Annotated in this window: 12 protein-coding genes and 3 pseudogenes; 7 read left to right on the top strand and 8 right to left on the bottom strand. The window is 68.4% G+C overall.

Going from position 1 to position 13,242, the window contains the following annotated elements; all coding sequences use genetic code 11:
• Positions 1-111: 111 nt before the first annotated feature.
• From ACWEFL_RS01480 to ACWEFL_RS01465, 4 genes are all read right to left on the bottom strand, one after another.
• Positions 112-2,148, bottom strand: coding sequence for a peptidoglycan recognition protein family protein (locus ACWEFL_RS01480; RefSeq protein WP_451706165.1), 2,037 nt, complete (start codon positions 2,146-2,148; stop codon positions 112-114).
• A gap of 433 nt (positions 2,149-2,581) precedes the next feature.
• The gene (locus tag ACWEFL_RS01475) at positions 2,582-3,136 is read right to left on the bottom strand and encodes an NUDIX hydrolase (RefSeq protein WP_451705763.1); all 555 of its coding nucleotides are present in this window, start codon (positions 3,134-3,136) and stop codon (positions 2,582-2,584) included.
• Between the two features lie 180 nt (positions 3,137-3,316).
• Entirely contained in the window at positions 3,317-3,736 is a 420-nt protein-coding gene (locus tag ACWEFL_RS01470) for a hypothetical protein (RefSeq protein WP_451705761.1), read from the bottom strand.
• Positions 3,737-4,344: 608 nt separating this feature from the next.
• The gene (locus ACWEFL_RS01465; protein ID WP_451705759.1) at positions 4,345-4,488 is read right to left on the bottom strand and encodes a hypothetical protein; all 144 of its coding nucleotides are present in this window, start codon (positions 4,486-4,488) and stop codon (positions 4,345-4,347) included.
• A 137-nt stretch (positions 4,489-4,625) separates the two neighbouring features.
• Here ACWEFL_RS01465 and ACWEFL_RS01460 point away from each other — a divergent pair, with 137 nt between their 5' ends.
• A complete protein-coding gene (locus tag ACWEFL_RS01460; RefSeq protein WP_451705756.1) occupies positions 4,626-5,756 on the top strand; it encodes a DUF5677 domain-containing protein in 1,131 nt (376 codons plus the stop codon).
• A gap of 204 nt (positions 5,757-5,960) precedes the next feature.
• Here the strand turns inward: ACWEFL_RS01460 and ACWEFL_RS01455 are convergent, their stop codons facing one another.
• Both ACWEFL_RS01455 and ACWEFL_RS01450 read right to left on the bottom strand, forming a co-directional pair.
• Positions 5,961-6,491: an NUDIX domain-containing protein gene (locus ACWEFL_RS01455; protein WP_451705753.1), complete on the bottom strand. Its 531-nt coding sequence runs from the start codon at positions 6,489-6,491 to the stop codon at positions 5,961-5,963.
• Position 6,492: 1 nt separating this feature from the next.
• Positions 6,493-7,849 (bottom strand): annotated as a pseudogene (locus tag ACWEFL_RS01450) (tetratricopeptide repeat protein).
• A gap of 223 nt (positions 7,850-8,072) precedes the next feature.
• Here ACWEFL_RS01450 and ACWEFL_RS01445 point away from each other — a divergent pair.
• From ACWEFL_RS01445 to ACWEFL_RS01425, 5 genes and pseudogenes are all read left to right on the top strand, one after another.
• The gene (locus tag ACWEFL_RS01445; protein ID WP_451705750.1) at positions 8,073-8,822 is read left to right on the top strand and encodes a hypothetical protein; all 750 of its coding nucleotides are present in this window, start codon (positions 8,073-8,075) and stop codon (positions 8,820-8,822) included.
• Positions 8,823-8,898: 76 nt separating this feature from the next.
• Positions 8,899-9,810, top strand: coding sequence for a phosphotransferase family protein (locus ACWEFL_RS01440; RefSeq protein ID WP_451705747.1), 912 nt, complete (start codon positions 8,899-8,901; stop codon positions 9,808-9,810).
• 1 nt (position 9,811) lies between these two features.
• Positions 9,812-10,501 (top strand): annotated as a pseudogene (locus tag ACWEFL_RS01435) (class I SAM-dependent methyltransferase); the annotation flags it as partial.
• A 38-nt stretch (positions 10,502-10,539) separates the two neighbouring features.
• Positions 10,540-11,118: an HAD domain-containing protein gene (locus tag ACWEFL_RS01430; RefSeq protein ID WP_451705744.1), complete on the top strand. Its 579-nt coding sequence runs from the start codon at positions 10,540-10,542 to the stop codon at positions 11,116-11,118.
• A gap of 118 nt (positions 11,119-11,236) precedes the next feature.
• Positions 11,237-11,551 (top strand): annotated as a pseudogene (locus ACWEFL_RS01425) (tyrosine-type recombinase/integrase); the annotation flags it as partial.
• A gap of 7 nt (positions 11,552-11,558) precedes the next feature.
• Here ACWEFL_RS01425 and sodN read toward each other — a convergent pair.
• Entirely contained in the window at positions 11,559-11,954 is a 396-nt protein-coding gene (gene sodN, locus ACWEFL_RS01420; RefSeq protein ID WP_451705741.1) for a superoxide dismutase, Ni, read from the bottom strand.
• Positions 11,955-12,106: 152 nt separating this feature from the next.
• Here sodN and sodX point away from each other — a divergent pair, with 152 nt between their 5' ends.
• Positions 12,107-12,526 (top strand): nickel-type superoxide dismutase maturation protease, encoded by a 420-nt coding sequence (gene sodX, locus ACWEFL_RS01415; protein ID WP_451705738.1) that lies wholly within the window; start codon positions 12,107-12,109, stop codon positions 12,524-12,526.
• Here the strand turns inward: sodX and ACWEFL_RS01410 are convergent.
• On the bottom strand, positions 12,430-13,059 hold the full coding sequence (locus ACWEFL_RS01410) for a CGNR zinc finger domain-containing protein (RefSeq protein ID WP_451705736.1): 630 nt from the start codon (positions 13,057-13,059) through the stop codon (positions 12,430-12,432). The two genes, sodX and ACWEFL_RS01410, sit on opposite strands and share 97 nt — an antisense overlap.
• Between the last annotated feature and the right edge of the window lie 183 nt (positions 13,060-13,242).

Raw genomic sequence — 13,242 nt, 5'->3', positions numbered from 1 at the left:
CCGTGCCCGGCCTCCCGGAGTGTGGGAGGCCGGGCACGGGTCTTCCGGTCGGGCCGGGCCGGGACATCACGGCACGGCGCGGACCCGGCGGACCGGGCGGGTTGCCGTGGGCTACTTGAGGTAGACCAGCCCGTCGGTGGTGACGGTGGGCCGCTTGGCCGTGCCGACGATCACGATCTTGACGGTGTGCTTGCCGCTGGTGGCCCACTTCTGGGTCCAGATCGCGTCACGGTACTTCGTCGTGGCGGACTTCAGGTCGACCATCTTGACCAGCCTGCCGTCCACATAGATGTTCGCCTGTCCCGAGGTCGACGCGCGCGACACCACCCAGGCCGCCGAGCGGCCGGTGAAGGTCCAGGTCAGCGAGGCGTTCTTGGCGGCGCTGCTGTACGACTTGCCGCCGAGGTAGCTGCTGGAGGACTTGGTCGACCAGCTTCCGGTCTTGACCGCCTGGTTCTCCTGGAGGATCACCGGGGTGCCGCTGACCGAGGCCGCCGCGGTGTTGCCCGCCTGGTCGTACGCGGTCATCGACCAGTTCGTGGCCACGCCCGGCTTGGCGGAGTGGGCGGCGCTGGTGACGGCCGGACCGTAGGTCCTGGCGAGCGGGGCGGTGAGCCGCACCTCCTTCAGCGCGGCGTTGTCGGCGGCCTTCCACGACAGTGTCACCGGGACGGCCGTGGCGTTCACGGTGCCGGTGTTCAGTGCCAGACCGGGCGCGGTGGTGAAGCGGGGCGCGGTGGTCTCGGCGATGATCGTGGCGGCCGGGGACGTCGTGGTCTTGCCCGACACATGCGTGGACCGGACCTGCACCTTGTGGGTACCCGGGGTCAGCGTGGCCTTGGCGGAGGTGGCGGTGCCCGGGGTCGTGGCGACGACCTTCCCGTCCACCAGGAGTTCGTGCTTCGAGATGAACGAAGTCGGCGTGGTGGCCGTCCAGTTCACGGTGACGGCGGCCTTGGTGTAGTACGTGGAGCCGGTCAGGCCCGCGCCGGAGACGGACTTGACGGCGAGTCCGGCGACGGCGCCGCCCGCGAGGTTGCGGATCGTCGAGAGCTGGCCGTAGAGCAGTCCGCCGGGGCACTCGGTGGCGTAGCCGTCGCGGTGGCCGTGAATGGTCTTGAAGCTCAGCTGGGCGCCCTTGTTCCAACTCGGGCGGGTGGCGCTGGTGCCCGCGGCGCCCGCTGTGAGGACGGTGTCGCCGGTCGGGTCGACTCCGTACTGTCCGAGCTTCCACGCGGCGATCCGGGCGACCGAGTTCAGCGCGGACTGGGAGGGAGCGGCGGAGGTGTAGGTGCCGAGCACGGCGATACCGGTGGTCTCGTTGTTGAAGCCGTAGGCGTGCGCTCCCACCACCGGCCGGTCGACACCGCCCTTGCGGCCCTCGTAGATGGTGCCGCACTTGTCGACGAGGAAGTGGTAGCCGATGTCTTTCCACCCCATCGACTTGACGTGGTACGCGTAGACGCCGCGGACCATGGCCGGAGCCTGGGCGCAGGTGTAGTTGTTGCTCTCGGCCGTGTGGTGCACCGTCACGGCCTTGATCTTCTCGTCGGGGAGGTACGTGGGACCTTCGGGGCTGATGGTCTCGTCGGCGCCCCAGCCGGAGCGCATGGTGATCGGCGGCCGCGGAGCGGTGGACGGCGGGGCCGGGGGCACGGTCTCCGTCGGTGCGGCGGCCGGCGGCGGTGCCGCGGGCGGGGTGGTGGTCGGGGCCGTGGCGCTCGGCGTCTCGGACGGCGGCTGCGACGACGTGCTCGCGGAGGACGAGGGCTCCGTGGGCGTGTTGGGGTCATCGGTGGCGGCCGACTCGCTGCCGCTGGGCGACGGGCTCTCGCTCTCGGCCGGCAGCGCGAAGGCGGCGGGCTCTATCCCCGAGACCTTCCCGGTGCCCGGGTCGACCATGTCCAGGCGCAGACCGCGGGGCAGCTTGACCACCTCGCCGCCCGCCGTGGCACGCGCCTCCACGCCGTCGGAGGGGCCGACCCACGCGGGCTCGGTGCCGCCTCGTGAGGCGCTGGATTCGCCCACTCCGCCGTCCCCGTCCAGTTTCAGCCAGTCGGACCAGGCACCGGACTCGGAGTCCCTCGTCCGGACCTCGATGGTTCCGGTGACCCGTGCGGAGGGATCGGTCCAGGTGACGCCGAGCATGCTGAACGGCTCGGTGTCCCGCTTTCCGAGCGTCGCGGAGCCGCCGTCGCCGCCGATCTTCAGCTCTGCGGCCTCGACGCGGCTCTTGGCGGGCCCGGACTTTCCGTCGCCCGAGGAGCCGTCGCCGCCCGGAGCGCCGGCCACGCTCTGCACCACCAGGACTCCGGCGACGCCGGCCGCCACGACGGCACCCGTACCCCACCAACGACGAGCGCTTGAACCGGCCCGCACGACATCCCCCCCAAGGGAACGAAGAGAAAATTGATGCTCAATGAAACCACTGTCGTGCAAGTTACCCGAGTCGTTTATCGCGGTCGCTGTAAGGGTATGATCATTTGCCGAATCGATACTGAACATCACGTGAAGTCAAAGAGCATCAGCCATGGACCGGTGCTTCCGGTGGCCCATGGCTGATGTGCTCGGCGCTCCCGCGTCAACTGCCGTGCTGGTCAGTGCCCTTGGTGGCTTCGTCCAGCAGCAGATAGAGCAGCCCGACGACGCTGCCGCCGCTGACGATCTCCCGCCGGTCGATCATTCCCCGGATCTCCGCCAGCGGGATCCACTCGATCCGGTCGGTCTCGTTCACCTCGACGGGCGGCCCGGTGTAGACCGCGCCGTCGGCGCGGAAGACATGGTGCTCGGAGTTGGTGATTCCGTTGGCGGGCTGTGAGTAGACCAGTGGCTTCATCGCCTCCACCCGCCAGCCGGTCTCCTCCTCGACCTCCCGGGCGGCCGTCTGTTCGGGCGTCTCACCCGCTTCGATCAGCCCCATGGGCAGCTCCCAGCCCCAGGTGTCGGTCACGAACCGGTGCCGCCACATCATGAGCACCCGCTGCCGGTCGTCGATCACGGCGGCGACCGCCAGATGCCGTATCCGCACGACATGGTGTTCAAAACGGTGGCCGTCCGGCTGCTGAACGTCCACCAGCCACAGGTTGACCCAGGGGTTGGTGTAGATCTGCCGTTCCCCGTGAACGGTCCATCGCATGAGCCCAACTCCTCTGCGCTGAAGGGGACTCCACCATGCCACCTCGGCAACCGCCCACCTGCGACTTCTCGGGGCTTCACCCTCTGGGGGCCCGCGGGCGCCTCGGTGGGCCGCGGTCTTCGCGAGCGGCACGTCCCGTGCCCGCGGCGCGGCCGCGCGCCGCGCTCGGGACGCGTCCCGTCAGCGGCAGTGCTCGGTGCTGGGGTTGTGGTTCGAGACGCTGACGTTGCCGGAGTAGATCCATCCGTAGTACGTGACGCCGCTGACCTTCACCGCGATGTGGTACCAGCGGTTTCCGGCGTCGTTGACGGTGGAGCAGTGGATGCTGAAGTGCGTTCCCGAGGGCAGTGTGCGGTGGCCGGCGCAGCTGGAGGTGGGCTCATGGCGGATGGGGTGCGAGCCGCCGACCGTGACGCCGGTGCCGTTGGAGTCGTAGTCGTCCCAGGGCGTGACGGCGGGGCAGTTCAGGGCGACGCTCGGTGCGCCGGGCGCGCTCGGCGTTCCGGACGTCGCGCCGGCGACGGGAGCCGCCAGGAGCAGAGTGCCCAGGAGGGTCGTCGCTATGACGCCGGCCTTGGCGGCGCGGGTGCGCTTTGACATGAATCCTCCGCTTTGGATGGGGTGTGCGTTCGACACCTCAGACAGTAGGGAGCCGGAGGAAGGCTGTCCTTACCGCCGAGTGCCAGGTGCCTCGCACTCGGTGCCAGCGGCCGCGCGCCGGACGTACCGCCCGTACGTGATCTCCCAGATGTACCGCCCGCATGTGATCTCTGCGAGGTCCCGGAGCCACCCAAACGGAAAGGGGTCCGGCGGTATCAACCGTCGGACCCCTTTCAGACGCCCATGACCTGCGAGAACTCCGCGCACGCGGACAGGTGTAGAGGGCATGTGGATCAAGCCTTCTTGGTCTCCTGGTAATGGGCCGGGTCGGTGACCTGCGGCGATGGCGGCTGTAGGTCGCTGACCTGGTCTTTTGTTGTTGGGTGGCGATGGGGTGCGACGGTCGTGATCTGGTGTCCTGCGGACTGTGTGCGGACTGGTGCGGGACCGCGCGCGAGCGTGGGAGCCACCGGGAGTGAGTCGTTGAGGTAGCTCGTGGTGCTCGTGCACCGGCTGGCGGAGGTTCAGTACGTCGTCCGATGCATTGGTCTCCTCGGTATACCGCACCGGATGCAGCTGCCTTCCTTCGGCGGCCAAGACCGCCACGGTCAGGAACGCCGTATGGCTCCCGACGCGAACAGCTGGACCAGGGTCGAGGAGAGGCGGCCGGGGGTGGGGTTGACGTTTGTTGGGACCTCGCCGTCGAAGAGGGCTTCGAAGTCGGGGTACTCGGGGGCGGTGCTCTCGGGCAAGGGGGGGCACGGCTTCAGCGGAGTGGAGCCGCCGGCCAGCAGCCTCGCTCCTGCCGATTTGATCAGGATCGGAAAATGCGTGCAGTCGCTACCGTCCCGAGTTAATGTACAGCAGAACTCACGCCAGAGGGACCATCATGCTCGGAAAGTTCAAACGTACTCGTCACATCGACGGCGATTTCCTCACGCGCGCAATCGAAGATGCTGTGCTGGACCAGATCCGAAAAGGTTTGGATCCTGAGCGCGTCAGCGACCTGATTTCCACTGCGGTCCCCGATTTGATTGACGAACTGGCGCCTCATTTGGCTGCTGCGATGATAAAGGACAAGCGAACGCTCCGAGCGAATAAGCGCATAGATCGTCGGTTCGATCGGAGACTTCAGAAGAAGTGGGGTAAAGCCTTCGATCTTTACTGGGTCCTCCATTCGGTGTGTGCCGACTTGGGTGAGAAGGAAGCGCACATGAAGAGGGAGAACCTGACGCCCGCTCAGGAGCACACGCTGGAAGCCCTCACGGGTCTTCATGTCACTGCTTGCCGCGTAGCAGGTGAGGTTCTTACCCTTCTCTCGCATGGGCATCCAAGGGGAGCCATGGCGCGATGCCGCACGCTTCATGAGACGGCTGTCATCGCTTGCGTGATTGCAGACGCAGCCGCCGACCCTGACCATCATGACCTCGCCGAACGATTTCTTGATCACGAAATCGTTGGATTGAGGCGTGACGCTCTCCAGTTCCAAATGGATCACGCGACTCTTGGCGAGGAGCCGCTTGAGAAGGCGTACGTTGACGAACTCGAAAGGCGATACGCTGAAGTGCTCGCGAAATATGGGCAGAGCTTCAAGCGTGATTACGGATGGGTCAAGAGATTTTCACCGGACGATAATCTTCGCAAGCTGGAGGAGAAAACCTCCCTGAGTCATGTGCGCCCCTATTATCAATGGGCAAGCAGTGAGGTGCATTGTGGTGCCAGGGGGCTCGGCCAGAACTTCATAGAATACCGAGGGCTTGTTCTGCGAGACGCCGGAAAGGTTAATGTAGGGCTTATCGATCCGGCGATCATGGCGCTCAAATCGTTGATTCAGGTTACGTTCTCCCTTGCGGCTAGCGGAGCTCCGGAAGGCCCGGATATTGAGGCGCTTCTTTGCGTGCGGGCGATTGAGGAAATGAGGTCGGCTTGTTCGCGCGCCTTTGAGGATGCCCAAGTCGAGATTGATCGTGCCGAGGAGCGAATTGTGAAGCGCATGCGGAGGGAGAATTTCAGCCGCTGACTGGCGGCGTCTGCTTGCCACTGGCTTTGTGTCGGGTGGGCACGGGGTCAGTTTGGCCAAGCTCGCACCGGCGTCCTCGACGAGGGGTTCTGCTGTCCTCCCCTCATGCATGCTCTGCTGAGAATGGGATCGCCGCCCCACCAGGAGGCGGGTCAAATGGGTGCAGGGCCGCCCTGGCGACTGGTCGCGCAGCAGTTGACGCTTCTAATGCCAGCCGTCGAGGGAGACCTCCGGTCCTCCCGTGAGGTATCGGTGAAGGGCGCTTGAAGTCGTGTCGACGAAATTCTCGGGTACTGCGTCGGCGTCGACCCAGCGGACCTGGGAGTGCTTGCGGGGTTCGCGGTTTTCGGGTTCGCCGGTCCATTCGTGGGCGGCGAAGACGACGGTGAGGAAGCCGTTGGGGGCTTCGACGCCCCAGGCGCCGTGGATGATGTGCGCGACCTTGAGGGACTCGGGCTTCACCGTGAGGCCGGTCTCCTCGTAGAGCTCGCGGACCGCGGTTTCGGTGATGGGCTCGCCCGGTTCGCTCTTGCCGACGGGGAGGTCCCACATGCCCTGGGCGAACTTGGCGTTCTCGCTGCGCTGGAGGAGGACGACGCGGTTGGTGGCCTTGTCGTGGACGATGACTGCGGCGACCAGCAGGGTCATGGATTCGAGCGCCGGCTTGAGGGCCTTCGGCTGGTCGTCGGTCTGCTGGGTCACAGTGTTCCCTTCGTCGGACGGGTTGTCGGGCATGTTAGGCGAGCGCCTCGCGGGCGCGGCGGGCGAGATCGGCGGCGCCGGGAACGCGGCGGCGCTGGTAGACCGCGAGGGTGGAGCGGATGGAGGTGATCGCCTTGCGGGTGCGGTCGGAGGTCATGCCCTCCATGGAGGACCAGAGCTTGGGTCCAGGCGGCGACGGCCTCGTCGGCGCGGGCCTGGGCGGCGAGGCCGTCGCCGAGGTCGGCGTGGGTGAGCGCGTGGACTCGCTTGTACTTCTCGGGGTCCCAGCGGGTGAGGGCGTCGCGGTGCTGTTGTTCGGTGCCGATGTGGTCGGCGAGGTCGGTCAGAGTGCGGGCGGTGTGGCTGGCCACGGTACCGGCGGCGGGGCCGCTCACGCGGGAGTAGCTGGGCTGGGGGTCATCGTCCCGTAGGAGTGCGTCCTCGGCGGCGAGCAGGGCGCGAGCGGCCTGGGGGTTCTCGTTCACTGCGGCGTAGGCGCGGGCGTGGGTGATGTGGAGGAGGGCCTCGGTCTGGCCGTCGACGTGGCCGAGACCTGTGCGTAGGGCGCCTTCGACGAGGTCGACGCAGTGGTGGGGCTGCTTGAGGCTCAGGGCCTGGTGGGCGAGGGCGCGCATCATCCAGGCGGCGTGGCCGTGGGGGTCGGCTTCACAGGCGAGCTTGTAGCCGACCTGGTAGTAGCGCTGGGCGGCGCCTTCCTGGCCGAGGTCGTGGTGCTTCCACCCTGCGAGGTAGGCGAGTTCGGCGACAGCTCCGAACGCGGCCCGGCGTAAGGCTTCGCTGGGGAAGCGTCCGCGCAGCATGGGAGCGGCGGTATCGGCGAGGTACGCGGTGACGGTGGTCAGGCCGTGCCCGCCGCCGAGGCGCTCGTCGGCGGCGCTGAAAGCCGCAGTGATCTGGCGTACGACGTCCACGTCCTCCGCGCCGACCAGAGACGTGCCGGTGCGGGCGCGGAGCAAACGGGCGGTGGCTTCGTGGTCGTAGCCGAGCGGCATGGCGACGCCGGCGGTGGTGAAGGTCGCGACGGCGAGGAAGCGGCGTCGCTCGACGTCGGCCCGGCCCAGCTCTGTGACGGCGAGGACAGGGTCGACGTCCGTCTGCTGGTCGACCTCGCCGACGTGGAGGCCGATCTCGGTCTGCGTGATCGTGCGCCCCGTTCGGCGGGACAGCGCCTCGGCCAAGTACTGGCCTACCCGGCCCGACGGGGCACGGGTGCCGTTCACCCAGTGCGAGATGGCCGATTTGTTCGTCTGGAGGATCTCGCCGTTCTCAGCGGCCACGCGCCGCACGTCTCTTGCGAGGGCCTCGTAGGTGCAGTCGACCGCCGCGATGACGTCGCGCAGACGGGAGTTGGGGTCTCTCTGCGCCGCCACGATCGCCTCCGCCTTGGAGCTGTAAACCGCGTATACCGCTTCAACTGCCTTCCACCGTACCCACTGAGCGTGACCGACGGTTCACTTATCAGCAGCCGCCCGGAACGGCGCGACCGTGATCCAGGCTTCCCCTTGGTCCGGGCGGCACCCCGAAGTTCCGTACGCCCACACCGGGCTCGGGCATTCCTGTGCCCGGACCCGGCCGATCAGAGACGGAGACACGGTGACCACCATCGATACCACGGCCAATACGGTCGAGCTGCCCGAGGCGTTCGACCCGCGCTGGAGCCGCCTGCCCGGCATCCAGGTCGACGGCCGGCGCATCACGATCGACCCGGCCGAGTACTTCTTCCGCTTCGAGTCGAACACCTGGCTCGTCGCCGACTGGGAGCTGGTCAAGTCCCAGCTCCTGGACGTCGACGAGACGACCGAGAGTGCGGTCGAGCAGCTCGCGCTCGACTTCGTCAAGCAGCACGGAGAGTCCACCTCCGACGCGGCCCGCGTCCTGGCCACCGCGTACGAGGTGTACGCGTACCTCTTCCGCGACGAGCACCTGGCTAGCCTCGGCCTGCCGCAGATCACCGCCGAGCACCTGCGGATGCTCCGCGAGGCGGCCACACTCATGGCGCTCAACAAGGTCGAGCTGGACGGGCACATCTCCAACGTCGGCCCGTGCTGGTTCTTCCCCGCCGCCACTTCCGTCGTCTTCGACCTGAACGACGAGATGGGCGGGATGCTCGACGAGGTCTATCACGGCGGGTGGTTCAACGAGCACCGCCGGATCGAGTCCATCAAGGCCCACGCCGCGCTCGGCGGTCGGCTCGTGCACGGCTGCCAGTCCGTGCCGGACCAGTCCGGTGGCGTGGTCGCCCCCTACGGTGCCTCGATGGCGAACTTCCGTAGCGACCTCGCCGCGTTCAAGGCGGGCTGGATCGAGCAGGTCTACGCCCACCGCGTGAACCCCGCCGCGTAACCCACCCGATCAGGCTCCGGGGCGGGCCGGTATCTCTCGCCCGCCCCGGACGCCACCATCTCCCCGGAGCCCTCCCGTGACCATGAACCCCAGCGCCGAACTCCTCGACAACCTGCTCACCGCGACCGGCCAGATCACCACCGTACGGGAGGAGGTACGCGTGTGGTCCATGTCCGGCGTCGAGCGCGTGGCCTTCCCAGACGGCACCACGGCCATCTTCAAGTACGCCAAGAAGCCGTTCGACTGCGAGGACCAGGCCCTCCGCCTGGCCCGTACCCTCGGCGTACCCGTCCCCCAGGTCCACGCCTCCGCCGTCCTGGACGGCTGGCTCGGCATGCTCATGGAGGACCTCGGACCGTCCGTCCGCGAGGCCGACGACCTCGACGGCGTCGCCGCGGCCGTGATCCTGCACGGCACCCGTACGGCTCCGCCCTTGCCCGTCCTCGACCAGAACCGGCTGCGGACGCTGCCGGCCAGGGCGCTGGAGCATCTCGAACGGCTGCGCAAGGCCGACCGGTGGCAGGACGCCGACGACGTCGAGGACGCGCTCGACCGGATCGCCCAGGCCGCCGAGGCCCGCTCGGCCGGAGCGACGATGGCGCCCTTCGGCTGGGTGCACTCCGAGTTCCACCCCACCAGCCTCCACATCGGCGAGCGCGGCTGGCGGCTGCTCGACTTCGCCCGCGCCTTCACTGGCCCCGGCCTGCTCGACCTCGCCAGCTGGCACGGCACCATCGATCCCCCGCACCCCGTGCGCCTGCGCGTCTTCCTGGAGCAGTACGTCACCGCCGGCGGCACCCCCGACGCCCTCGCCCCGCGCGGCGGGCTCACCGCCGAGAACTGGGCCCTGGGCTGGCACCGCATGTGGGCCGTCGAGTGGTTCATGGAGCAGTCCGTCCGCTGGATCAACGACCCGGCAACCGACCCCGCCTACATCAAGGCTGTCCGCCGCCACCTCACCGACGTCCTCCACCTCCTGGAGATCTGACGTGCTCGCCCAGGCATCCCCCTGGCACGCCCACGCCGTCCAGCGCACTGCCGCCGGACTCGCCGAACCTCTGGCCGTACCAGCCCGGATGGAATGGACCACGCGGCCCGGCCAAGGGCCGGGAGCCGAGATCCTCGGCCCCGACCTGCGCGGCAAGCCCCTCCTGGAACTCGGCTGCGGCCCCGGCCACAACGCCGCCCACCTCGCCACCCGCCATGGCGCCCGTATCACCGGCGTCGACCTGGTCGACCTCCAGGTCCGCCGCGCCCGCTCCCACTACGGACGGCTGAACAACCTCACCTTCGTCGCCGGCCACGCCCTGCACTACCTGCACGCCACCGACGAGCAGTTCGACGCGGTCTACTCCGTCTTCGGCGCCGTCGGGCTCGTCGCGCCCGAGCTCCTGCTCCCGGCCATTGCCCAACACCTCACGCCCGGACGAGTGCTCGCCTTCTCCGTCCCCCACCCGCAGCGCGGGGGTCACAGCCCCTCCGGCGACGATCGGCCCCGCCGCGACTTCGTCACCCTCCCCGACCGCACCCGGCTCCCCATTGCCCGCTGGGAGTTCGACACCGACCGCTGGGAGAGGCACCTCAGCCGGGCCGGCTTCTGGCTCACCTCGGCCCAGGAGTTCCACGACCCCCGCAAGGGCCCCTGGCCCACCACCCTGCTGATCCGCGCCCGCAAGCTCCGACCAGCCATTCGCCCCGGCTTCCCTTGGAGGAACCGATGCGCTCGCCCTACCTGCTCCTTGACATCGACGGCGTCCTCATACCCTTCCCCGACGAGCACGGCTCGACCCCGGCCACCCATGCCCGCCACGACCTCGTCCCTACTGGCCGCAGCGCCGACAAACCGGTCACCGTCTGGCTCAACCCCGACCACGGCCTCGCGCTCATGGACGTGATCAGTGCGGGTCTTGTCACGCCGGTCTGGTGCACCAGCTGGCGACAGGACGCCACCACCCTCATCGCTCCGCTTCTCGGCCTTCCGACCCTGCCGTACGTCGACCTGCCGCGCCCCCAGATCACCACCAGCCACCCCAACGGCTACCTCTGGAAGCGCGACCACGTCGACGCCTGGCTGGGCGATGCCCCCGTGGTCTGGATCGACGACGACTTCACCAGCCTCGACCATGAGTGGGCAGTGGAGCGCACCGCCCGCGGAACGGCGACCCTCCTCGTGCAGCCCGACCCGCACCTCGGGCTGCAGCCCGAGCACCTGACCGAGGTGACGAAGTGGGCCGCGCAGTTGCCCACAGCCCGCGGGGTGTGTCTGAGAGTTCCGTACACGCCCCCTGACGACTGATGTTCTCGCTGCCACGAGCAGAGGGAGGAGTGGCCACTAGGCCAACATCCAGAAGCGCCCCAACGGCAAACGGCGGGCCCGCTACCGCGACCTCGACGGCAAGGAGCACGCCCGCCACAGGGCGCTCCAGGCGGAGGAGGGAGAGGCGGCCGAGCGCGAGGGGCGCAAACCCGTCGAGCTGCAGCACATGGTGACCCACGACCTGTGGCACTTCTGCGCCTCCGCGCTCGTCGCCGGCGGAGCGAGCGTCAAGCAGGTTGAGTCGGTCCTCGGCCACGCGTCCGCCGTCATCACGCTGCGGATCTGCGTGCACCTGTGGCCGGGCGAAGAAGACCGCACCCGGGCCGTCATGGACGCCGTGCTCGGCGGACTGCGGACCGGGTGCGGACCGGAAGACCATGCGAACAAGGAAACCGCAGGTCAAACGGCGTGATCGAAGATCAAGCCTTCTTGGTCTCCCAGAAGATCTTGTCAATCTGCGCGATGTAGTCCAGCGCCTTCTGGCCCGTCGCCGGGTCCGTCGAGCCCTTGGCCGCGGAGAGCGCCTTCAGCGCGTCGTTGACCAGCTGGTGCAGCTCGGGGTACTTCTCGAAGTGCGGGGGCTTGAAGTAGTCGCTCCAGAGCACCGAGATGTGGTGCTTGGCGAGCTCCGCGCGCTGCTCCTTGATGACAGTGGCGCGGGCCCGGAAGTGCGGGTCCTCGTTGGCCTGGTACTTCTCCTGGACGGCCTTGACCGATTCCGCTTCGATGCGGGCCTGGGCCGGGTCGTAGACACCGCAAGGGAGGTCGCAGTGGGCGCTGACCTTCACTTTGGGGGCAAACAGGCGGGAGAGCATGGAGCTGTCCTTCCTCGTGATCGTCTTCTCAGGTGGGACATTACTCCGTGAGAGACCCGATTTCGCGAGTGCCCCCTGGGGCTTAGGGCAAAAGTCTGGGGTCACCATGGGACTCGTGGTGGAACGTACGGTGGGACCCGGAGGTGTGGCGGATGACTGAGCAGGGGCGGGAGCCGACAGCGCCGTTCGGCATCGCGGAAGTGACCGGTCCTTCCATGTACCCGACCCTCAGACAGGGAGACCGGCTGCTCGTGCGGTACGGGGCCGCCCTGAAGCCCGGGGACATCGCGGTGCTGCGGCATCCCCTTCAGCAGGATCTGCTCATCGTCAAACGACTGGTCGAGCGGCGCGAGGGCGGCTGGTGGGTGCTCGGGGACAATCCGGGGGCCGAGGGGGACAGCCGGGTCTTCGGCACGGTGCCCCATGAGCTGCTGCTCGGCCGGGTGCGCGGCCGGTACCGGCCGCTCGAACCGGGTCAGCGCTCGGTGCGCGCGATCGCGTCCTGGGTGTTCTCCGCGGTGCGGCCCGTGGTCTGGGACCGCTCCGTCTCCAGGCGCTTGCGGGCGCGGTAGGCGGCCACATTGGCGCGGGTCGCGCAGCGGTCCGAGCAGTAGCGGCGGGAGCGGTTGGTCGAGGTGTCCAGATAGGCGTTGCGGCAGGGGGGCGCCTGGCACAGGCCGAGCCGGTCCACCCCGTACTCCGTCAGATGGAAGGCCAGCCCCATGGCGGCGATCGCCGCGTATCCCGCTGTCGCGTTCGAGGGGTGGTCGGCCAGGTGCATATGCCACTTGGGTCGGCCGTCTTCGTCGCGGAAGTCGTGGCCGGAGACCTGCGGGCTGACCGGGAACTCCAGCAGGAGCGAGTTGAGCAGGTCGACGGCGTGCGTCTCGTCGCCGGAGTCCGCCGCGGCGAAGACGCCCCGCAGCCTCGCCCGTACCGAACGGAAGCGTGTGACATCCGCCTCGGTGGCGCGGCGCGCGGCCTGTCCGGAGGGGCCGAACAGCTCACGGACGGCGTCCACCGAGGTGAGGGAGTCCTTGTTGCGGGCCGGCTCCTCGGTGTTGACCAGGCGCACGGCATAGTCCGAGTAAAAGGCTAGCTCCACTTGTGGTCCTTACCGTGACGGTCTGGAGTCGACCTACCGTGGGTAACAGCCGACGCTGCTTTCAGGGTATTACGAAGCAGGGGGTTTCGTGCTGAAGGCGGGGACGGGACGGGTGAGCGGCCGGTAGAGCGCGGGACATGGCCGGGACCGTCCTCGGCCCCGAACCACCGGTCCTCGGCCCCG

Source organism: Streptomyces sp. NPDC004838 (assembly GCF_053600955.1).
The sequence above is the reverse complement of the archived record's forward strand: the minus strand, read 5'-3'. Positions and strand labels throughout refer to the sequence as shown.